The organism is Acidovorax sp. SUPP3334, assembly GCF_030159055.1.
GTDB lineage: Bacteria > Pseudomonadota > Gammaproteobacteria > Burkholderiales > Burkholderiaceae_C > Paracidovorax.
On record NZ_BQXQ01000036.1, the window covers coordinates 1 to 19202 of the forward strand.

The 19202-nt window shown below is 68.4% G+C and carries 20 protein-coding genes and 1 pseudogene; 8 read left to right on the forward strand and 13 right to left on the reverse strand.

Going from position 1 to position 19202, the window contains the following annotated elements:
• Positions 1 to 129: pseudogene (locus AVHM3334_RS24075) on the forward strand (IS30 family transposase); the annotation flags it as partial.
• A 160-nt stretch (positions 130 to 289) separates the two neighbouring features.
• On the opposite strand, the gene AVHM3334_RS18350 reads toward AVHM3334_RS24075, so the two are convergent.
• From AVHM3334_RS18350 to radA, 7 genes are read right to left on the reverse strand one after another with little or no spacing between them, the layout of a single operon-like run.
• Positions 290 to 1264, reverse strand: a complete 975-nt coding sequence (locus AVHM3334_RS18350; protein WP_284414702.1) for a glycosyltransferase — start codon at positions 1262 to 1264, stop codon at positions 290 to 292.
• Between the two features lie 19 nt (positions 1265 to 1283).
• A complete protein-coding gene (locus tag AVHM3334_RS18355; protein ID WP_284414704.1) occupies positions 1284 to 2606 on the reverse strand; it encodes an O-antigen ligase family protein in 1323 nt (440 codons plus the stop codon).
• Complete coding sequence (locus tag AVHM3334_RS18360; protein WP_284414706.1) at positions 2603 to 3403, reverse strand: glycosyltransferase family 2 protein; 801 nt, start codon at positions 3401 to 3403, stop codon at positions 2603 to 2605. Before AVHM3334_RS18360 ends, AVHM3334_RS18355 begins: the two co-directional genes overlap by 4 nt.
• A gap of 3 nt (positions 3404 to 3406) precedes the next feature.
• Positions 3407 to 3613 (reverse strand): zinc-finger domain-containing protein, encoded by a 207-nt coding sequence (locus AVHM3334_RS18365; protein ID WP_272549760.1) that lies wholly within the window; start codon positions 3611 to 3613, stop codon positions 3407 to 3409.
• A 5-nt stretch (positions 3614 to 3618) separates the two neighbouring features.
• Positions 3619 to 4557 carry a branched-chain amino acid transaminase gene (locus AVHM3334_RS18370; protein ID WP_284414708.1) on the reverse strand — a complete coding sequence of 313 codons (939 nt, stop codon included), beginning with the start codon at positions 4555 to 4557 and terminating at the stop codon, positions 3619 to 3621.
• Positions 4558 to 4598: 41 nt separating this feature from the next.
• Complete coding sequence (locus AVHM3334_RS18375) at positions 4599 to 5036, reverse strand: glycerate kinase (RefSeq protein ID WP_284414710.1); 438 nt, start codon at positions 5034 to 5036, stop codon at positions 4599 to 4601.
• Between the two features lie 58 nt (positions 5037 to 5094).
• The gene (gene radA, locus AVHM3334_RS18380) at positions 5095 to 6474 is read right to left on the reverse strand and encodes a DNA repair protein RadA (protein ID WP_284414712.1); all 1380 of its coding nucleotides are present in this window, start codon (positions 6472 to 6474) and stop codon (positions 5095 to 5097) included.
• A 275-nt stretch (positions 6475 to 6749) separates the two neighbouring features.
• Between radA and AVHM3334_RS18385 the strand changes: the two genes are divergently transcribed.
• The 3 genes from AVHM3334_RS18385 (at position 6750) to AVHM3334_RS18395 (ending at position 8925) form a co-directional block, all read left to right on the forward strand.
• Positions 6750 to 7067, forward strand: a complete 318-nt coding sequence (locus tag AVHM3334_RS18385) for a hypothetical protein (protein WP_284414713.1) — start codon at positions 6750 to 6752, stop codon at positions 7065 to 7067.
• 110 nt (positions 7068 to 7177) lie between these two features.
• Positions 7178 to 8194 carry a 2-dehydropantoate 2-reductase gene (locus AVHM3334_RS18390; RefSeq protein ID WP_284414715.1) on the forward strand — a complete coding sequence of 339 codons (1017 nt, stop codon included), beginning with the start codon at positions 7178 to 7180 and terminating at the stop codon, positions 8192 to 8194.
• A gap of 110 nt (positions 8195 to 8304) precedes the next feature.
• Positions 8305 to 8925: a glutathione S-transferase family protein gene (locus AVHM3334_RS18395; RefSeq protein WP_284414717.1), complete on the forward strand. Its 621-nt coding sequence runs from the start codon at positions 8305 to 8307 to the stop codon at positions 8923 to 8925.
• Between the two features lie 93 nt (positions 8926 to 9018).
• On the opposite strand, the gene AVHM3334_RS18400 is transcribed toward AVHM3334_RS18395, so the two are convergent.
• The 3 genes from AVHM3334_RS18400 to alr all read right to left on the reverse strand — a co-directional run bounded on the left by AVHM3334_RS18400 (position 9019) and on the right by alr (position 12764).
• Positions 9019 to 10611: an ABC transporter substrate-binding protein gene (locus AVHM3334_RS18400; RefSeq protein ID WP_284414719.1), complete on the reverse strand. Its 1593-nt coding sequence runs from the start codon at positions 10609 to 10611 to the stop codon at positions 9019 to 9021.
• Positions 10612 to 10785: 174 nt separating this feature from the next.
• Entirely contained in the window at positions 10786 to 11658 is an 873-nt protein-coding gene (locus AVHM3334_RS18405) for a hypothetical protein (RefSeq protein ID WP_284414769.1), read from the reverse strand.
• Positions 11658 to 12764, reverse strand: coding sequence for an alanine racemase (gene alr / locus AVHM3334_RS18410; RefSeq protein ID WP_284414721.1), 1107 nt, complete (start codon positions 12762 to 12764; stop codon positions 11658 to 11660). Before alr ends, AVHM3334_RS18405 begins: the two co-directional genes overlap by 1 nt.
• Positions 12765 to 12903: 139 nt before the next feature.
• Between alr and lplT the strand changes: the two genes are divergently transcribed.
• The 4 genes from lplT to AVHM3334_RS18430 all read left to right on the forward strand — a co-directional run bounded on the left by lplT (position 12904) and on the right by AVHM3334_RS18430 (position 17075).
• Entirely contained in the window at positions 12904 to 14184 is a 1281-nt protein-coding gene (gene lplT, locus AVHM3334_RS18415) for a lysophospholipid transporter LplT (protein ID WP_284414723.1), read from the forward strand.
• Positions 14185 to 14375: 191 nt separating this feature from the next.
• On the forward strand, positions 14376 to 15257 hold the full coding sequence (locus AVHM3334_RS18420) for a DMT family transporter (protein WP_284414725.1): 882 nt from the start codon (positions 14376 to 14378) through the stop codon (positions 15255 to 15257).
• 262 nt (positions 15258 to 15519) lie between these two features.
• Entirely contained in the window at positions 15520 to 16527 is a 1008-nt protein-coding gene (locus AVHM3334_RS18425) for a TRAP transporter substrate-binding protein (RefSeq protein ID WP_284414727.1), read from the forward strand.
• 62 nt (positions 16528 to 16589) lie between these two features.
• Positions 16590 to 17075: a glutathione peroxidase gene (locus tag AVHM3334_RS18430; RefSeq protein WP_284414729.1), complete on the forward strand. Its 486-nt coding sequence runs from the start codon at positions 16590 to 16592 to the stop codon at positions 17073 to 17075.
• Here the strand turns inward: AVHM3334_RS18430 and AVHM3334_RS18435 are convergent.
• From AVHM3334_RS18435 to AVHM3334_RS18445, 3 genes are all read right to left on the reverse strand, one after another.
• A complete protein-coding gene (locus AVHM3334_RS18435; RefSeq protein ID WP_284414731.1) occupies positions 17065 to 17673 on the reverse strand; it encodes a hypothetical protein in 609 nt (202 codons plus the stop codon). The genes AVHM3334_RS18430 and AVHM3334_RS18435 overlap by 11 nt on opposite strands.
• 110 nt (positions 17674 to 17783) lie before the next feature.
• Positions 17784 to 18251, reverse strand: coding sequence for a hypothetical protein (locus AVHM3334_RS18440; protein WP_284414732.1), 468 nt, complete (start codon positions 18249 to 18251; stop codon positions 17784 to 17786).
• 14 nt (positions 18252 to 18265) lie between these two features.
• Complete coding sequence (locus AVHM3334_RS18445) at positions 18266 to 18970, reverse strand: hypothetical protein (protein WP_284414734.1); 705 nt, start codon at positions 18968 to 18970, stop codon at positions 18266 to 18268.
• Positions 18971 to 19202 lie beyond the last annotated feature (232 nt).

The window sequence follows — 19202 nt, forward strand, 5'->3', positions numbered from 1 at the left end:
GAGCACCTGGACGCCATCGCCGATCAGATCAACGACAGGCCCAGGAAAGGCCTCGGGGTACGATCACCTCTGGCGGTCTACCGGGAGTTGCTCATCAACAGCCCGCAGCACTCCACCGAGATTCATTGAACCCAAGGTGTTGCACTTCACTTTTGAATCCGCCCTCCCTGATTTTTGAAAAGGGGATTTTTCAGGTGAATTTATGCAGGGTTAATGAATGATCGGCCTTTAAGGTAACTCAAGGTTAACAACCATCACGGAAAAAGGCCTGCGCGGACACCCGCGTAAATCAGTTGCGCCAGGCGAGCGAGCGGGCCTCGCCCTGGATCACCGGGGCCTGGGCATTGAGGGTTTCGCCCGCCAGCACGCGCTCGTACATGCGCAGGTAGTCGCGCGCCATGCGCTCGGCGCCGAAGTGGCGCACGGCATGGTCGTGGCAGGCCCGGGGGTCGAAACGGTTGGCGCGCACCGCCTCGGCCAGGGCGCCGGCGTTGTCGGCCAGCACGCCGCATTCCGCTGGCACCAGCTCGGGCAGTGCGCCGTAGGGGGTCGAAAACACCGGGCAGCCGAAGTACAGGCTTTCGATGACCGCCAGGCCGAAGGGCTCGTGCCAGCGCACGGGAAAGATCAGCCCGCGCGAGGCATTGAGCCGCTCGGTCTTCTGCGCGCCGCCCACCATGCCGAAGAAATGGATGCGGCGCGACAGCGTCCAGCGAAAGCCGCGGCGAAAGTTGATGCGGTCGCCGCCCAGCACGTCGAGCTCCACGCCCGCCAGTTGGGCCACGCGGATCGCGCCGCTCACGTTCTTCACGCGCCACGCGGCCTTGCCGAGGAAGTGGTAATGGTCGCGGGGCCGTGCAAAGTCCACGGCGCCGTAGCTCTCCCACTGCAGGCCGTTGTAGACGAACTCGGTGGAGCCGTAGCGCGCCGCGTGGTCGCGCGAGAGGAACACGGTGTTGCGCGGCAGCGGCTTGGGCTTTCGGGCGTTGCCGTGCTCGGTGACGAGGTAGGGCGTCGCGATCTCGGTGCGGGGGTTGAACTGAAAGTGCGTGATGTCCACGTCGGCGGGAATCTGCGAGTCCCACGGCGCATCGGGCCGGATGGGCAGCACGGCGCCGAAGTCGCAGGTGGAGCCTTCGGGCACGAGGTAGCTCACGCGGTGGCCCAGGCGCACCAGCATCTGGCCCAGGTCCCAGATGACCCGCTCGGTGCCGCCGTAGCCATAGACCGGGATCGGGGAATTGTTGACGAGCAGCACGTGCATGGCGGAACCCTTTATTCGGTCAGGCGGGTGGGACGGAATGCCCCGAAGCCACCGCGGGCGCGGTGGATGCCGACGGCCGCAGCCGCCGCCGCAGCGCCTCCCGCTCCCGGCCCTGCAGGATGGCCAGCACCAGCATGCCCATGAACAGGTAGAACATGGTGCCGCTGTTGTGGCCCAGGAATACCTGGGTGAAGCCGAAGCCGATGTAGCCGATCGGCAGCAGCACGCCCACCAGCCGCAGGCACAGCACCTGCGGGTCCATGCTGCCGTCTTCCGTGGCGCGGCAGACGCGCCGGCGCGTGGGCCAGAACAGGGCCAGCGGCACGGCGTAGAACAGCAGCAGAACCGCCACGCCCGGCAGGCCGCGCTTGGCGAAGATGTCCAGCACTTCGTTGTGCGCGTGGCTGAACTGCAGCACGAACGGATGGGCCAGGCCGGCGGCCACGCGCCGCTGCTTCTCGGCCTCGTAGCCGTAGCGGCCCCAGCCGGTCAGCGGCCGGTCGATGCCCATGGCCCAGGCCAGCTTCCAGTGGGCCAGCCGCTGCCCGACCGAGCTGGCGGCATCGCCCTTCGATTCGTATTGGGTGATCTCCTGGCGCGCCTCGTCCACGCGGCTGCGCACGTCGTGCGCGTTGAGCGCCATGAGCCCTGCCGCGCCCGCGAGGATCAGCGCCACGCCGGCCATGGCCAGCCTGCGCTGGCCGCAGCGGGCCTGCAGCCAGGCGCAGATGGGCAGCGCCAGCGGCAGCACCAGCCAGCCTCCGCGCGACTCCGACAGCAGCGAGCCTTCGAAGCCCAGCAGAATGCAAACGACCCAGCCCACGCGCTGCCAGGCTTTCCAGCGGCTCCACTGCACGAGCAGCGTGGTCGAGCACATCAGGCCCAGCAGCAGGCTCAGGCCGCCGAACTGGATCGCGTTGGTATAGCCGTTGGCGCGCAGCAGGTGCAGCACGCCGGTCTGGTAGATGCCGATGAGGCCCGCGCCGCATGCGCCCACCGCCAGGCCCCACCAGAGCCAGACGGCGCGGGGCGGATAGGCCAGCAGGTAGAACAGGCACGGCAGCGCCAGCAGGTATTTGGAGGGGCGGTCCAGGTTGGACCAGCCGCCCTGGGCGGGATCGAAGTCGAGCGCCCACACGAAGCCCATGGCCACGATGGAGGCGAAGAGCCACCACGCGTGGCGCCCCGGGGGCCGGCGCAGCCACACACCCGCCGTCGCCAGGCTGCACAGCAGCAAGACCGCCGCGCCCCACGAATAGCCGGAGCGCAGCCACAGCGCAAGGCCCGGCACCATGAAAGCCGCCACGCCGGACAGGCGCTCAAGAACATCCGAAGGTTTCACCGGCGCACGCTCTCGCTCAGGCGGTCCCGGTCGTACGCCAGCGCTGCGTACCGGAAGAACGCTTCCAGGGCGACGAACAGGCAATACAGAAAGCCGGCGCCGCCGCACAGAAACCCCAGCCGCAGCACATAAAGGCGCACGAACATGCTCGTGCCCGACGCCAGGCCGCGCACCACGCCGCCGCGCTTGCCGGCCGCCGCCCGCTTGGCGGCGCCCAGCATGGCGTACTGGGTGAGCTTTTCCAGGCTGCCGCGCACGGTCTCGCGCGAGTGGTGCAGCAGCTGCGCCCGCATCATGTGGCGGGGCACGCCGGGCTCGGTGAGCACGGCTTCCTCGTGGACCACGCCCACGTACTCGCGCACCATGTCGCGGCGAAACAGGCGCTCCACGGTCGAGGTGGTGCGCAGATGGCGCAGTTCGTGGCCGAAGGCCACCATGCGCCAGCGGATCTTCCAGACCGCGCGCTCGCCCGAGCGCACGATGGACTGCAGCTCCTCGCGAAAGGAAGGCGTCATCACCTCGTCGGCGTCGAGAAAGAAGATGTAGTCGCCCGTGGCATGCGCCAGCAGCCGGTTGCGCTGCACGGCGAAGCCCTGCCAGTCGGGATAGGAATGCACCTGCGCGCCCAGGCGCTGGGCAACGGCCACGGTGTCGTCCGTGCTGCCGCTGTCCACCACCACGATCTGGTCGGCGAACGAGGCGCTCGCCAGGCAGGCACCGATGCGGTGGCCTTCGTTCATCGTCAGCACCGCCACCGTGAGCGTGGCCCGTGCCACGCCGCCGTGTTCAGCCGGCATCAATCAGTGGCCGGAATGAACGCGCTCTCCCGCCTTCAGGCGGTACACCGTGCCGCAATACGGGCATTTGGCCTCGCCCGTGTGGGCGACGTCCAGGTACACCTTGGGGTGCGTGTTCCAGATCTTCATGTCCGCCTTGGGGCTGGGGCAGAAGACGCCGCCCTGGGGGTTGAGGTCTTTGGCGACCAGTTCGACGATGGCTTGCGACATGTTCTTCAGACCTTGGTGAGCCAGTGGGCGTATTGGGGGTTGCGGCCGTTCACGATGTCGAAGAAGGCGCTCTGGATCTTTTCGGTGATCGGGCCGCGCGAGCCGCTGCCGATGGCGAGGCGGTCGAGTTCGCGGATCGGCGTGACTTCGGCGGCGGTGCCGGTGAAGAAGGCTTCATCGGCGATGTACACCTCGTCGCGGGTGATTCGCTTTTGCACCAGCTCCAGGCCCAGGTCCTTGCAGATGTGCACGATGGTGTTGCGCGTGATGCCGTTGAGGGCGCCCGCCGACAGGTCGGGCGTGTACACCACGCCGTTCTTGATGATGAACACGTTCTCGCCCGCGCCCTCGGACACGAAGCCGGAGGCATCCAGCAGCAGGGCCTCGTCGTAGCCGTCGTCCAGGGCCTCCATGTTGGCCAGGATCGAATTGGTGTAGTTGCTCACCGCCTTGGCCTGCGTCATGGTGATGTTGACGTGGTGGCGCGTGTAGCTGCTGGTCTTGACGCGGATGCCGCGCTGCATGCCCTCTTCGCCCAGGTAGGCGCCCCAGGCCCAGGCCGCCACCATCAGGTGGATCTGGTTGCCCTTGGGCGACACGCCCAGCTTCTGCGAGCCGATCCAGGTCAGGGGGCGCAGGTAGCACGATTCGAGCTGGTTCTCGCGCACCACGGCCTTCTGGGCCTCGTTCACTTCTTCCTTGGTGAACGGAATGGTCATGCGCAGGATCTTGGCGCTGTTGAACAGGCGCTCGGTGTGCTCCTCGAGGCGGAAGATCGCCGTGCCGTCGGCCGTCTTGTAGGCGCGCACGCCTTCGAAGGCGCCGCAGCCGTAATGCAGCGTGTGGGTCAGCACATGGATCTTGGCGTCGCGCCAATCGACCATCTGGCCGTCCATCCATATCTTGCCGTCACGGTCGGCCATCGAGGGAGCTACGGGACTCATGGGTTTCCTTTGGAATTGCTGGAAGTCGCAAACCCGCGATTTTACGAGTCTGCGGGCATTCCGGCGCCAGGGCCCGGCACGTCGCCCTCTTGCACGGGCCGCACGAGTGCCCATTGCGCCAGCTTGCCACCCCGGAACTCGCACGTCACGTGCGACTGCGTGCCGTCGGTCCAGCGGTAGCGCTCGGGCTCCTCGCCGTCGGCCGACAGGGGCTCGCCCAGCGAGCGCGTCATGGCCACCACGTGCATGAGATTGACCCCCTTGCGCAGCTTGGCGTTGAGCATGACGGCGCTGCCCACGTGGCCGATGGGCCGGTCGGCCGCCTTGCGCATGACGTTCATGAGCCGGGTGAAATGCAGCATCGCCCACATGAACAGGCCGCCGCCCACGGCCAGGACGCCCTGCCAGGCATAAGAGCGGTAAGCGGCGAAGACCAGCACCGCGATGCCCACGGGAATGAAGAGGTTGCGCAGATTCATGGGGCGAGATTGTCCTATGGCCGCCGAAGCCCGCCGGTGTGGATGGTGCGTAGGGGCTTCAGCCCATGCCGCGCACCACTTCCATCGCCTCTTCCACCCGCTCCACCGCATGGATGGTGATGCCCTCGATGGGCTTTTTGGGCGCGTTGGCCTTGGGCACCACGGCCACGCTGAAGCCCAGCTTGGCGGCCTCCTTCAGCCGCTCCTGCCCGCGCGGGGCAGGACGCACCTCGCCGGCCAGGCCGACTTCGCCGAAGGCGATGAACCCGCGGGGGAGTGCTTTGCCGCGCAGGCTGGAGGTGATGGACAGCATCACCGCCAGATCGGCCGCCGGCTCGCTGATGCGCACGCCGCCCACCGCGTTCACGAACACGTCCTGGTCCATGCAGGCCACGCCGGCGTGGCGGTGCAGCACGGCCAGCAGCATGGCCAGCCGGTCGCGGTCCAGGCCCACCGACAGGCGGCGCGGGCTGGGGCCTCCCTCGTCCACCAGCGCCTGGATCTCCACCAGCATGGGCCGCGTGCCCTCCAGCGTGACCAGCACGCAGCTGCCGGGCACCGGCTCGCTGTGCTGGCTCAGGAAGATGGCGCTCGGGTTGGTCACGCCCTTGAGGCCCTTCTCGGTCATGGCGAACACGCCGATCTCGTTGACCGCGCCGAAGCGGTTCTTGATGGCGCGCACCAGGCGGAACTGGCTGTGCGTGTCGCCTTCGAAGTACAGCACCGTATCGACCATGTGCTCCAGCACGCGCGGGCCGGCGAGCGCGCCTTCCTTGGTGACATGGCCCACGAGGATGATGGTCACGCCCGAGGCCTTGGCCGCCCGCGTGAGGTGCGCCGCGCACTCGCGCACCTGGGCCACCGACCCCGGCGCGCTGGTGAGCTGGTCCGAATACACCGTCTGGATCGAGTCGATCACCGCCACGGCGGGCTGGGTGGCGTCGATGGTGGCCAGGATCTTCTCCAGCTGGATTTCGGCCAGCACGTTCACCTGGCTGTGGTCCAGGCCCAGGCGGCGTGAGCGCAGCGCCACCTGGGCGCCGCTTTCCTCGCCCGTCACGTAGAGCGTGGGCAGGCCCACGCGCTGCAGCGCGTCCAGCGCCTGCAGCAGCAGCGTGGACTTGCCGATGCCCGGGTCGCCGCCGATCAGCACCACGCCGCCCTCCACGATGCCGCCGCCCAGCACACGGTCCAGCTCGTCGATGCCGCTCGGGGTTCGGGCGATGTCGGTCGCCTCGATGGCCGCCAGCGGCATCACGGCCTGGGCCTGGGCCAGGCCCGAATACTGCGGCGCGCTCAGGCGGTTCTTGCCCGGGCCGGCCTCGGCCACGGTTTCGACCAGGGTGTTCCAGGCGCCGCACGCGGGACATTTGCCCAGCCAGCGCGGGCTGGTGCCGCCGCATTCGGAGCAGGTGAACAGGGTTTTTTCTTTGGCCATGGCAGGAAGCGGAAAAACGCGCAGGGGCGATGAAACAAGAAGGAAACGAGGGATGCACCGCGTTCGGCAGGCGGCCGGCACAGGGCCGAAGGCGCGAGGCCCGACGGACCGTATCGGCCCGCGGGAGCCCGCTGAGCAGGCCTGCCGGGAGCGCACGCGGCGCCTGGAAGTAAGCAATTGCGATGTCAACCCTATCCTACTCCGCAGTTCCGAAGCCCTGCCTAGCATGCTCACTCCAGCGGCAGTCCGCCGTACCCATCCAAGGAGATAAACCGATGTTCAACACCAACAAGACCCCTGCCCCCGCCTCGCGCCGCTGGCTCGCCGCCGCCCCGCTGATCGTCGTGTCCGCCCTGGCGCTCACCGCTTGCGACCGCAACAAGCCGGCCGACACGCCCACCAATTCGGCGCCAGCCGCCACGCCCGCGCCAACGACCCCTGCCACCCCCGCACCCACCACGCCGGCCACCCCTTCACCGGTCATGGGCGCGTCTTCCGCATCTTCCTCCGCACCCGCAGGCGGCGCCGTGTTCGGCGGCAGCAAGCCAGCGCCGGCCACGTCGGCCTCGGAGCCCGCCAGCGACGCCAAGTGATCGCGCGCTGGCCGCGCTGCCCCCTACGGAACACCCCGTACGCCGTGGGCAGCGCTTAACATCCACCGCTTCGCGGCCGCACGGCCGGTCATGCACAGGTGGATGTTTCGATGAAAGCATGTATCTATGGCGCGGGTGCCATCGGCGGCTGGCTCGCCGTGGCGCTGGCGCGCACGGGCTGCGAGGTCGCCATGGTGGCCCGCGGCGCCACGCTGCAGGCGCTGAGCGCGCACGGCCTTCGGCTCGTTCAATCCGATGGCACGGTCCACACGGCGCCGGTGCGCGCCCAGGCCGACCCGGCCGCTTTGGGCGTGCAGGACCTGGTGGTGCTGGCGGTCAAGGCGCCTGCGCTGCCCGACGTGGCGGCCCGCATAGCCCCGCTGATCGGCCCGCACACCCTGGTGCTCACCGCCATGAACGGCGTGCCCTGGTGGTTTCTGGACGGTTGCGGCGGCCCCGTGCAGGGGCGGGCGCTGCAGTCGGTCGATCCCTCGGGCGCCATCGCCCGGGCGATTCCGGCCGGCCAGGTGATCGGCGGCGTGGTCCACACCAGCTGCTCGCTCGACGCGCCCGGCGTGGTGCGCCACCATTTCGGCAACCGGCTCATCCTGGGCGAACCCGGCGGCGCTCCCACGCCGCGGCTGCAGGCGCTGGCCGATACGCTGCAGCGCGGCGGCATCGAGGCCGAAGTGTCCCCCCGCATTCAGCAGGACGTGTGGTTCAAGCTCTGGGGCAACATGACGGTGAACCCCATCAGCGCGCTGACCGGCGCCACCACCGACCACATCCTGGACGACGACCTGGTGCGCGCCTTCACCTCCGACGTGATGCGCGAGGCCAAGGCCATCGGCGAGCGGCTGGGCCTGCCCATCGACCAGCAACCCGAAGACCGCCATGCCGTGACCCGCAAGCTGGGCGCCTTCAAGACCTCGATGCTGCAGGACGTGGAAGCCGGCAAACCGCTGGAGATCGATGCCCTGGTGGGCGCCGTGCACGAGCTGGGCCGCCTCACCGCCGTGCCCACGCCGCACACCGACGCCCTGCTCGGCCTGGTGCGGCTGATGGCGCGCGAGCGCGGCCTGTACCGCACCCGGGTGACACAGCGCCGTGAACTCCTGAAAACATAGCTGCTTGTGCTTTATGGCAGGCGTTTTCCACGCTACAACGCATTGAACCCTTTGAATCACAAGCGCTACCAGCTTCTTTTTTTATAGCAAACCGCATTGAAGAGCCCACCATGCCGTCTCCACTGACCCTCTATTTCGCCCCTGGCACCTGCGCACTCGCCGTCCGGATCGCGCTGGAAGAAGCCCAGGCGCCCTACCAACTCCAGCGGGTGGATTTCCGCGCCCGGCAGCAGCAATCGGCCAGGTACCTGGCCCTCAACCCCAAGGGGCGCGTGCCGGTGCTGGTGACGGAAGAAGGCATCGTGCTCACCGAAACCCCGGCGCTGCTGGCGTATATCGCGCAGCGCTTTGCCTCGGCCCAGCTGGCGCCCACCGATGCGGTCGGTTTCGCGCGCATGCAGGAAGTGCATAGCTATTTGGCCTCGACCGTGCACGTGGCCCACGCCCACCGCCCGCGCGCCAGCCGCTGGGCCGATGAGCCCGAGGCCATCGTCGCCATGCAGACCAAGGTGCCGCAGAACATGACGGAATGCTTCGCGCTGATCGAACGCCACTACCTGCAGGGTCCCTGGGTGCTGGGCGAGGCGTACTCGGTGACCGACGGCTATCTCTTCACGATGGCCAGCTGGCTCGAAAGCGATGACGTGGACATCGGGCAGTTTCCGAAAGTGCAGGAGCACTTCGAGCGCATGGCGGTGCGCTCCGCCGTGCAACGCGCGCTGGCTGAGTAGCCAAGAGGCGAAGGTGCTCGACTCGCCGGATTCGGCACGGCCCTATGACACCCAGAGGCGGCTCGGGCCGCCTGGCTGGGGTAACGGCACGGCTCAGTTCACCTTCAGCAAACGCCAGTCGATCCGGTTGTCCGCGCGGTGAACGATCTCCACCTTCTGGGTGGCCGCCCACGGAATCACCTGGTTGTACAGCGGGATGTGCGAGATGAGCTGGTGGTCCTGCACCAGCGCCTGCTCGATCAGGCCGTTGCGCGTGGCGGTGTCGGTTTCCTTCTTGATGCGTTCGATCAGCGCGTCCTGCTGCGGGTCGCTGAAGCGGCCCAGGTTGAAATTGCCGTCGCCCCCGGCACCAGGCGAGCGGATCAGCGACTGCAGGGAATAGAACGCATCGAACGTGGGCACGCCCCAGCCCAGCAGGTAGATGCTGGCCTCGTTGCGCTGGATCATCGGGAAGTAGGTGGCGAACGGCAGCGAGCGCAGCCTGGCCTTCACGCCCACCTTGGCCCACTGCGCGGTGATGGCCTGGCACAGCTGCTCGTCGTTGATGTAGCGGCCCGCGCTGCAGGCGAAGTCCACGTCGAAGCCCTGCGGGTAGCCCGCATCGGCCAGCAGCTTCTGGGCCGCAGCGGGATCGTAGGGCCAGCGCACGTCGGCCTTCGGGGTCCAGCCGTTCACCTGCCGCGCGATGATCGCGCCGGTCGGCTGGGCCAGGCCGCGCAGCACCACGCGCTGGATGGCGTTGATGTCGATGGCCTGGTACAGGGCCTTGCGCACGCGCACGTCCTTGAGCGGGTTCTTGCCCTTCACGCTGGAGTTCTGCAGCTCGTCGCGGAACTGGTCCAGGCCCAGGAAGATGGTGCGGTTCTCGGCGCCGTCGAGCACCTTGAGCCCGGCGGTCTGGCGGATGCGGGGCACGTCCTGCAGGCTGGGGTCGAGCACGAAGTCCACCTCGCCCGACAGCAGCGCGGCCGTGCGCGTGGCGTCGGACTTGATGGGCGTGTAGACCACCTCGGTCACGTTGCCGCCGAACTGGCCCTTGCCCCACCAGTGCGGGTTGGCGGCCAGCACCAGCCGCTGGTCCGGCGACCACGACTTGAGCACGAACGGCCCGGTGCCCAGCGCGTTGCGGTGGGTGTAGGGCTCGTCGCTGGTCTTGATGTCCTTGGGGGTGCCTGCGTTGTTCTTGTCGGACCAGGCCTTGCTCATGATGCGCAGCTCGGTGAGCTGGTTCACCAGCACGGGGTTGGGCACGTCGGAGACGATGTCCAGCGTGCCGGCGTCGATCACCTCGACGCGGTCGATGCCCTGGGTGTACACGGCGTAGTTGGAGGTCTTGGCCTTGGCGCGCTCCAGGGAGAACTTCACGTCGTCGGCGGTCAGCACGGAGCCGTCGCTGAACTTCACGCCCTTCCTCAGCGTGATGCGCAGTTGCGTGGGGCTGATGCGCTTCCATTCGGCGGCCAGCTGCGGCTCGGGCTTGAAGGTTTTGCTGTTGTATTCGACCAGGGTCTCGTACACGGTGGAATGGATGGCGTTGTTGGGGCCGACGTTGTGGGCATGCACATCCCAGGTGGAGATGTCGGCCGAGCGGGCGAAGCGGAAGGCGGTGGCCTGTGCGGCCATCGGGGCGGTCACGGTCAGCACGGCGGCGGCCACGGCGGCCGCCAGGGAAGTCGAAAAGCGCATGGTGCAAAAGCCCTGAAGAAACGAACGGTGCGGGCACTATGCCCGGCGTTCATGGGTTGGCGAACGACTTGATCGTTCTAACGTTATGCAGGCCGTGGCATCGGGGCACCGCGCAGCGCAGCGCAACGACGCCGCCGCCCATCGCGCACCATCGCGCAAATCCAAGCTTCCATTTCAGCGCCCGCGCAGCATTCGCACGGCTTGCGGCAAGGAATTGGCGTGCGGCAGGAAGTGGTCGATGGTCCAGCCGAGCACCACGGCGCACAGCAGCGCCCCGAGCAGCGGCTTCCAGGTCAGCCGCACGGCGGCCGACAGCCACCCGGCCCGCTCCACGCCCATGGCCGCGCGCGCCGTGGCGTAGGAAAACGCCAGCTCCACCGCCACCGCCAGCAGCACGTCGAAACCGAAATACAGCAGCGCGAGCGCGCCCGCGCCCAACACCACGGCCGCGCCGATGAGGAAGATGGCCACCACGGGCACGATCACCACCGCGCCCTCGTCCGCACCGCTGGCGGCATCCAGCGCCCCGCTGGCCACGTCACCGAGGCCATCGCCCAGGCCGCTACCCAAGCCGTCACCCAGGCCATGACCCAGGCCGCCGCCGAAATCCCCGCTCGCCCCGCCCCCGCCGAAGTCCCCGCCGCCCCCGCTGCGCGGCCAGGGCGCACGCACGCCACCGGTGGGCAGGTCGGGCACCAGGTCGATGCCGTCCGCCAAGCCACCGTCGCCGCTGTCGCCGCCGTCGCGCCGGCCCGGGGGTCGCACCAGCCATGCCGCCCAGGCCCGCAGCACCAGCAGGTAGGCGAGGTAGCCCACGCCCAGGGTGATGCCGTAGCGCAGCGCGAGCGAGTCCACGCCCATCACCCTCTGCACGTGCGAGGTGGCCCACATGAGCGCCATCATGAAAGCGCCGATGCACCAGCCGTGCAGGTGCAGCCGGTGGCGCTGGCGCAGGGTGTGCACCAGTTCGCGGTCGGGCGCCTGCACCCGCCGCCAGGTCGAGGCCTTGCCGGGCCGGGGTGCCGGGGCGCGCTGGCCGGGCCGCATCAGGCCACCGCCACCGGCACGCGCGGGGCCAGGGCACACATCAGCTCCCAGCTCACCGTGCCGGCCGCGTGGGCCACTTCGTCGATGGAGAGCACGGCGCCGCTGGCGGCGCGCCCCCAGAGCGTGGCCTCGGCGCCGAAGCCGGCCTCCACGCCCGCATTCAGCACCGGCGTCAGGTCCACCGTGATCATGTCCATGCTCACCCGGCCCACCACGCGCGTGCGCACGCCGTTCACCAGCACCGGCGTGCCGGTGCCCGCGTGGCGCGGGTAGCCGTCGGCGTAGCCGCAGGCGATCACGCCGATGGTGAGCGGCGCATCGGCCGTGAAGGCCGAGCCATAGCCCACCGTGCCGCCGGCCGGCACGTGCTGCACCGCGATGACGCGGGCCGAGAGCGTCATCGACGGCTGCAGGTTCCAGTGGGCGGCGTCGTGCTCGGGATAGTCCGGCGCGCCGCCGTAGAGCACGATGCCGGCGCGGATCCAGTCGCCGCGCACGCGCGCATCGACCGCATGGCGCAGGGTGGCCGCGCTGTTGCACACGCTTTTCTCGCCGGGCAGGTCCTGCGTGGCGGTGTGAAAGGCCTGCATCTGGTGCGCGATGCCGCGGGGGCCGTCGGCGTCGCTGAAGTGCGTCATGTACGAGATTTCGTCCACCTGCGTGAGCGCGTTGAGCCGCGCCCAGGCCGAGCGGTAGCGCGCGGGCGTGAAGCCCAGTCGGTTCATGCCGGTGTTCATCTTGAGGAAGACGCGGTGCGGCGCCTGCGTCTTGTGCGCGGCCAGCCAGTCGATCTGCTCGTCGCAATGCACCGCGTGCCACAGCCCCAGGCGCGAGCACAGCTCCAGGTCGCGCGGCTCGAACACGCCCTCCAGCAGCAGGATGGGGCCGCGCCAGCCGAGGGCGCGCACACGCTCGGCTTCGGACAGATCCAGCAGCGCGAAGCCGTCGGCGCCGCGCAGCCCCTCGAACACGCGCTCGATGCCATGGCCGTAGGCATTGGCTTTCACCACGGCCCAGGCCAGCGCGTCCGGCGCACCGGCGCGCGCGCGCTCCAGATTTTGTTGCAGTGCAGCAGTGTGGATGGTGGCTTGGATGGGACGCGGCATGGGCTTGATCTGCGGAGCGAAAAGGAAGGAATTCTGGCATCGCCCTCTGGAAACCGCGTGATATAACCGCCAGTCACTTGCACCGGGTTCCGATATTTAACAGGGCATCAGGCCAACTGATGCACCCAACAGCCATTCGATGAAGCGCGGTTTCTACACCATCATGTCGGCGCAGTTTTTCAGCTCGCTGGCCGACAACGCACTTTTCGTGGCCGCCGTGGAACTGCTGCGCACCAACGGTTCGCCGGAATGGCAGCGCGCGGCGCTCGTGCCCATGTTCGCGCTGTTCTATGTGGTGCTCGCGCCCTTCGTGGGCGCCTTCGCCGACGCGCTGCCCAAAGGCAAGGTCATGTTCTTCAGCAACGCGATCAAGGTCGTGGGCTGCCTCATGATGCTGTTCGGCTCCCACCCGCTCATCGCGTATGCGGTCGTCGGCCTGGGTGCCGCGGCCTACTCGCCGGCCAAGTACGGCATCCTCACCGAACTGCTGCCGGCCTCGCAGCTGGTCAAGGCCAACGGGTGGATCGAGGGGCTGACCATCGCCTCCATCATTCTCGGTGTGCTGCTGGGCGGCCAGCTCGTGGGGCCCGCCATCTCGCACCTGCTGCTGTCGGTGGACCTGCCCTTCGTGGACACCGGCGTGGACACCGCGGCCGAAGCGGCCATCGCCGCGCTGATCGCGCTGTACCTGATCGCCGCGTGGTTCAACACCCGCATTCCCCACACCGGCGTGGAGATGCGCCCCCTGCCCCCCCATCCGCTGGCGATGCTGCCCGACTTCTGGGCCTGCAACAACCGCCTGTGGCGCGACAAGCTGGGCCAGATCTCGCTGTCCACCACCACCCTGTTCTGGGGCGCGGGCGGCAACCTCAAGTTCATCGTGCTGGCCTGGGCGGCGGCCGCGCTTTCCTACAACACCACGCAGGCCTCGGCCCTGACCGGGGTGGTGGCCATCGGCACCGCCGTGGGCGCGATGGTGGCGTCCATGCGCATGCGGCTCGACATGGCGACCAAGGTGATCCCGCTGGGCATCGCCATGGGCCTGCTGCTGGTGCTGATGGTGTTCATCAAGAGCATCTGGATCGCCATCCCGTTCCTGATCCTGCTGGGTGGCCTGGGCGGCTACCTCGTGGTGCCCATGAACGCGCTGCTGCAGCACCGGGGCCACAACCTGATGGGCGCGGGCCGCTCCATCGCGGTGCAGAATTTCAACGAGCAGGCCTGCATCCTGGCCCTGGGCGCGTTCTACAGCCTGTCGCTCAAGATGGGGCTGTCGGTCTTCGGGGCGATCACCGCTTTCGGTCTCGTGGTCGCCGGGGTGATGTGGCTCATCCGCCGCTGGCACCAGCACAACTGCGTGCGCTACCGCGAAGAGGTGGACCACCTGCTGCACCTGGCGCGGCACGACCACCACCACTGACCCCGGGCGCCGACGCACCGCCGGCCGGACGGCTTGCCGTGCTGCGGAATGGAAAGTACAACTTAACCACAGCCTGACATAGGGCCGTCTCGATTCCAAGGCAGAGAATCGGCCGATGCTGCGGCCCTTTCCTTCACATGCTCTCTCGACTGCCCGGCGGACGCACGGCTGCCGTCGCGCCACGATCTTCCATGCCCTCGCCGCTACCCGTTCTGGCCCTGCTGTTCAACGCCTTCGTCTGGGGGCTGGCGTGGTGGCCGTTTCGCGTGATGCACGGCGCGGGGCTGCACCCGCTGTGGGCGACCGCGGTGATGTACTGCGCCATCCTGCTCGGCCTGCTCGGCCTGCTGGCGCTGCGCCCCGGCCTGTGGGCCCAGGTGCGCCAGCACCCGCAGCTGTGGCTGCTGGCCCTGAGCTCGGGGCTGAACAACGTGGCGTTCAACTGGGCCGTGACGGTGGGCGACGTGGTCCGCGTGATCCTGCTGTTCTATCTCATGCCCGTCTGGGGACTGCTGCTGGCCTGGCGCGTGCTGGGCGAGCGGCCCACGCCCATGGCGCTGCTGCGGCTGGCCCTGGCCTTGACGGGCCTGGTGCTGGTGCTGCTGCCCGAGGGCGCATCGCCCGCCCGGCTCTGGGACAACCTGTCGATGGCCGACGGCCTGGCACTGATGGGCGGGTTCACCTTCGCGCTGACCAACGTCACGCTGCGGCGGCTGCACGCGGTGCCGGGCCAGGCGCGCATGTTCGTGATGTTCGGCGGCTGCATGCTGATGGCGCTGGCGGTCGCGTGCATCGGGCGGAAGGCGGGCATCGTGGAGCCGTTTCCCGCGGTGAACGCCACCTGGGCCGTCACGGCCGCCCTGCTGGCGGTGGCGCTGTGGCTGGGCAACGGGGCGCTGCAGTTCGGCGCGTCCCGGCTGGCGGCAGGCACCACGGCGGTGGTGCTGCTGTCCGAGGTGGTGTTCGCCAGCGTCTCGTCGGTGCTGCTCGCTGCCGCGCAATTGCAGCCGCGCACCTTGCTGGGGGGCGGGCTGATCGTGTTCGCGGCCCTGCTGGCCGCCCTGCGGCGCTGACGCGGCGCAGGGCGCATGCCCGGCACTTGACCGATTCGCACCCCGCGCCGCGCCAAGCACCGAACGCCGCAGGCAAGAAAACGGCTCTCACCGCCGTATTCAATGTGTCCAATGCTATTAATTCAATAGCAAATGCTTTATATGCACCCGCGCCGACCGGTCGCCGGTATAGTTATTGCAAGTTACACCCCAGTTACGCAAAGAGCGGCGGCCGTTGCCTTGCATTCGCAGGCCGGCTTCCCTCGCTACCGGAGATCTTTGTATGAAACGTCGTTCATGGTGTGCGCTTTTGCTGGCGCTCGGGCCCCTGGCTCTTTCGGGCGGGGCGTCGGCGCAGGCGCGCTGGACCCTCGCGACGGGCTATCTGCCCGAGGTGTTCCACACCGTCAACCTGCAGCAGTTCGCCAAGGAGGTGAACGAACGCACGAAGGGCTCGCTGGTCATCGACGTGCGGCCCGACAACAGCGTGGCCAAGCTGTCGGAGATCGCGGGCCAAGTCAGCGCCGGCAAGATCGCTGCCGGCGAAGTGCTGCTGAGCACGCTCGCGGCCGACACCAAGCTGGCCGGCGCCGACGCCATTCCGTTCATCGTGGGCAGCTACGACGACGCGCTGCGGCTGTGGAAGGCGCAGCGCCCCGTGCTGCAGGAAGCGCTGGATCGCCAGGGGCTCGTGCCGCTGTACGCCGTGCCGTGGCCGGCCCAGGGCCTGTTCACCACCAAACCCATCCGCCACGCCAGCGACCTGCGCGGCGCCAGGATGCGCAGCTACAGCCCCAGCACGGTGCGCATCGCCCAGCTGATGGGCGCCACGCCCGTGGATGTGCCCACCAAGGGCATCAACCAGGCGGTGCTGGACCGGCAGATCGACACCCTGTTCACCTCGCCCGTCACCGGCGTGGAGAACAAGGTCTGGGAGCTGCCCATCAAGTACTTCTACAACGTGCACGGCTGGTACCCCAAGAACCTCGTGTTGGTGAACAAGGCGCAATGGCAGGCGCTGCCGGAGGCCACGCGCAAGATCGTGCAGGAGGCCGCAGACAAGGCCCAGGCGCGCGGCTGGAGCGCGAGCGATGCGGCCTCCAGCGCGTCGATCGCGGAACTCGCCCGCAACGGCATCAAGGTGGAGACGCCCGACTTCGAGCTGCGGCGCGAACTGCGGCGCCTGGGCGAGCAGTTCTCGCTGGAATACATTCGCGAGACCGGCGCGGACGGCAACCGCATGATGATTCCGTACTTCGCCGGAGAGGCTGCCGCCGCCAAGACGCCGTGACGACCGCGGCGCTGGCTGCGCCGGCGCCCCGATCCACCGACCGTTTTGCAAGGATGCCCGCCATGACCTGCGCCTACGACTTCGAAGCCCGGCAGATGAACGGCCAGACCGTGCCGCTGCGGCAGTACCAGGGGCAGATCCTGCTCATCGTCAACACGGCCAGTGCCTGCGGCTTCACGCCGCAGTTCGCGGGGCTGGAGGCGCTGCACCAGCGATACGCCAGCCAGGGCCTGGCGGTGCTCGGGTTTCCCTGCAACCAGTTCGGCCGCCAGGACCCGGGCAGCAACGACGAGATCGCCAGCTTCTGCCAGCTCAACTACGGCGTGAGCTTTCCGATGATGGCCAAGATCGACGTGAACGGCGCACAGGCCGACCCGCTGTACCACTGGCTCAAGGCCGAAGCCCCGGGGCTGCTGGGCACGAAGGCCATCAAGTGGAACTTCACCAAGTTCCTGATCGGCCGCGACGGCCAGGTCCTGCGCCGCTACGGCCCGCGGGACACGCCGCAGTCGATGGCGGGCGACATCGAGGCAGCCCTCAAGCGCTGAGGCCGGCCGGCGCGGCGGCCACGGGCTTTTCGAGGTCGATGATCGCCATCGGCACCTTCTTGTAGGCCAGGTAGTCCCATTTCAGATACAGGAACTGTCCCCCGTCGGGTTGCGGGACCATTCCGTAGAAAGCCGGTCGCGGCGCTTTGGCATTGGTGACGATGAACTGCGCGGCGCGCATCAGGTCCTCCGTCTTGACCACGGCCATCGAACGCAGTGGGCCGCCCTGGCCGCTCAGGTACGCCTGCACCGTGAGGTGCGGGAACACGTAGCCTTCCTGCCGGGCATTGAGCGCCATCAGCCGCTTTTGGTATTCGGTCTCCGCGCCCGACGGGCGGGAATAGCGGATGGTGAAGCTGCGGTGGTTTTCATCGGTCCACTGCACACGGCTGGCCAGGCCCCGCAGCGCGCCGGGCTGGTTCATCACTTGCCAGGCATCGATGCCGGCCAGAAGATCCAGTTCGTCCTTGAAGTCGCGCGAAGCGTTGGCCTCGACCGAACGGATCTTGCCGCCTCCCACCAGCGGATCGTGCTGAATGGCGGGCCATACGATATTGGCGAAGTCCGCGGCGCTGGCGGACAGGTTTTTGAGCAACATGGTTTTCCTCCCGCGGGGATCTTAGCCGCCAGCGATTCGGCGACAGGAAGGCACCAGGCGCCGCGCCCGTTTCTGCAGGTTAGGCAGGTTCGGAGCGGGGCCTCTTTCCGTCAGCGCTGCGGCTGCGGATCGCCGCGCACCACGAAGTGCCGCGAAAAGCCGAGCGGCCGCGCCACGCCCTTCGGATCGGACACGAAGGGCATCCGAAAGCCCGGGGTTGGCAAGATCTCCACGCACCAGTCGGTGTCGCCGATGAAGCGAAAGCGCACGGCATTCCCCCCCTCGACCCCGATCAGCGAGAAACTGCCCGTCGTGTAGGCGCCGCCGAGGGTGGCCGCGTCCAGGGGCTGCCACTGCCCGTCGAACAGCGCGATGTGCAGCAGGTCTTCCTGCGGGATGTCGTCGGTGGTGAACAGCAGATAGAAATCGCGCCACTGGAAGGCCGCCTCCAGCACCACGCCGTCGGCACGCGACTCGGTGGGCTGGCCGTGCACGGTGATCCGGCTTTGCAGCGGGGCATCGCCGCCAGCGCTCGGCAAGGGCGCCAGGGCGACTTCGGCGCGGGTGAGGTTGCGCATCGCAGGCCCGCCGCTCACCACAGGAAGTCCACCCCGAAAGCCGCCAGCGCCCCGCCCACGAAGGCGCCGATGGCCACGCACGCCGGGGCGCCCGGGCCGCACGCCAGGCCCGCGAGCGCGCCCCCCGCGATGCCGCCGCCGATGCCGGCCCCGGTCACGGCGACCTCCTTGCCGGCCGCGGCGGTCTTGTCGGTCGCCGTGGCCACGTTGTAGACCGACAAAGCGATGGACAGCACGATCAGCCCCCGCCCCGCGCGCGACAGGCTGCGCATGGTCTGCGTCACGCGCGGATTGGATTTGCCGGCCGATTTGACGATCTCGCCATAGACCGCGTTCTGCTGCGCGGCGGTCAGGCGGTCGAACTGCACGGTGGGCCCGTGGATCTGCTGGGCCTTGCGGGCGATGAGCTCGTTGAGCGTCTTGCCCTCGGCCTTGAGGCTTTGCGCCATGGCCCGCCCGACCGGCGTGCTGCGCCCCCGGATGATCTCCATGATGGTGTTGCGCGCCTCCTGCGCCTGCTCGGCCGCCTGCGCCCAGGTGATGCGGCCGCTCATGGCCTCGAACTGCAGGTCGTTCGCCATCGCCTGGATCTGCCGGGTGTAGGCCAGGCGGGCCGAAGCGTCCAGCGAAAGGTGCGCCCCGGCATTGGCCACCTCGGCCTTCAGGGCCTGAATGGCCGAGTCGAAGGCGGCACGGTCTTTCGGATCGTCGTTTGCCATGGATTCTTGTCTCCTTCTCTGCTCTGGATGCGGTGCGTTGGGGGGCCGGTGGACGACCAGGGGAGGCCAGTCGCGGCTTTGTTGTGTGGCACCGGTGCGTGGGGACACGCACGCTGCCGAAATTAACCGCCAGCGCCCGATTTCTGGCGAAACCATTGGTCAAAGAAGTTTCAAACCGTGTGAAAACGGAACGGCTTGGGATGGGGCCGCAGCGCTTGTTGAAGGACGACGC

What these genes read in the sequence shown, in the direction of transcription:
- AVHM3334_RS18350 (WP_284414702.1), bottom strand. Translation starts at nt 1,264, where the DNA reads ATGCACGTGCTGCTCGTCAACAATTCCCCGATCCCGGTCTATGGCTAC.
- AVHM3334_RS18360 (WP_284414706.1), bottom strand. Translation starts at nt 3,403, where the DNA reads ATGCCGGCTGAACACGGCGGCGTGGCACGGGCCACGCTCACGGTGGCG.
- AVHM3334_RS18365 (WP_272549760.1), bottom strand. Translation starts at nt 3,613, where the DNA reads ATGTCGCAAGCCATCGTCGAACTGGTCGCCAAAGACCTCAACCCCCAG.
- AVHM3334_RS18370 (WP_284414708.1), bottom strand. Translation starts at nt 4,557, where the DNA reads ATGAGTCCCGTAGCTCCCTCGATGGCCGACCGTGACGGCAAGATATGG.
- AVHM3334_RS18375 (WP_284414710.1), bottom strand. Translation starts at nt 5,036, where the DNA reads ATGAATCTGCGCAACCTCTTCATTCCCGTGGGCATCGCGGTGCTGGTC.
- radA (WP_284414712.1), bottom strand. Translation starts at nt 6,474, where the DNA reads ATGGCCAAAGAAAAAACCCTGTTCACCTGCTCCGAATGCGGCGGCACC.
- AVHM3334_RS18385 (WP_284414713.1), top strand. Translation starts at nt 6,750, where the DNA reads ATGTTCAACACCAACAAGACCCCTGCCCCCGCCTCGCGCCGCTGGCTC.
- AVHM3334_RS18390 (WP_284414715.1), top strand. Translation starts at nt 7,178, where the DNA reads ATGAAAGCATGTATCTATGGCGCGGGTGCCATCGGCGGCTGGCTCGCC.
- AVHM3334_RS18395 (WP_284414717.1), top strand. Translation starts at nt 8,305, where the DNA reads ATGCCGTCTCCACTGACCCTCTATTTCGCCCCTGGCACCTGCGCACTC.
- AVHM3334_RS18400 (WP_284414719.1), bottom strand. Translation starts at nt 10,611, where the DNA reads ATGCGCTTTTCGACTTCCCTGGCGGCCGCCGTGGCCGCCGCCGTGCTG.
- AVHM3334_RS18405 (WP_284414769.1), bottom strand. Translation starts at nt 11,658, where the DNA reads ATGCGGCCCGGCCAGCGCGCCCCGGCACCCCGGCCCGGCAAGGCCTCG.
- alr (WP_284414721.1), bottom strand. Translation starts at nt 12,764, where the DNA reads ATGCCGCGTCCCATCCAAGCCACCATCCACACTGCTGCACTGCAACAA.
- lplT (WP_284414723.1), top strand. Translation starts at nt 12,904, where the DNA reads ATGAAGCGCGGTTTCTACACCATCATGTCGGCGCAGTTTTTCAGCTCG.
- AVHM3334_RS18420 (WP_284414725.1), top strand. Translation starts at nt 14,376, where the DNA reads ATGCCCTCGCCGCTACCCGTTCTGGCCCTGCTGTTCAACGCCTTCGTC.
- AVHM3334_RS18425 (WP_284414727.1), top strand. Translation starts at nt 15,520, where the DNA reads ATGAAACGTCGTTCATGGTGTGCGCTTTTGCTGGCGCTCGGGCCCCTG.
- AVHM3334_RS18430 (WP_284414729.1), top strand. Translation starts at nt 16,590, where the DNA reads ATGACCTGCGCCTACGACTTCGAAGCCCGGCAGATGAACGGCCAGACC.
- AVHM3334_RS18435 (WP_284414731.1), bottom strand. Translation starts at nt 17,673, where the DNA reads ATGTTGCTCAAAAACCTGTCCGCCAGCGCCGCGGACTTCGCCAATATC.
- AVHM3334_RS18440 (WP_284414732.1), bottom strand. Translation starts at nt 18,251, where the DNA reads ATGCGCAACCTCACCCGCGCCGAAGTCGCCCTGGCGCCCTTGCCGAGC.
- AVHM3334_RS18445 (WP_284414734.1), bottom strand. Translation starts at nt 18,970, where the DNA reads ATGGCAAACGACGATCCGAAAGACCGTGCCGCCTTCGACTCGGCCATT.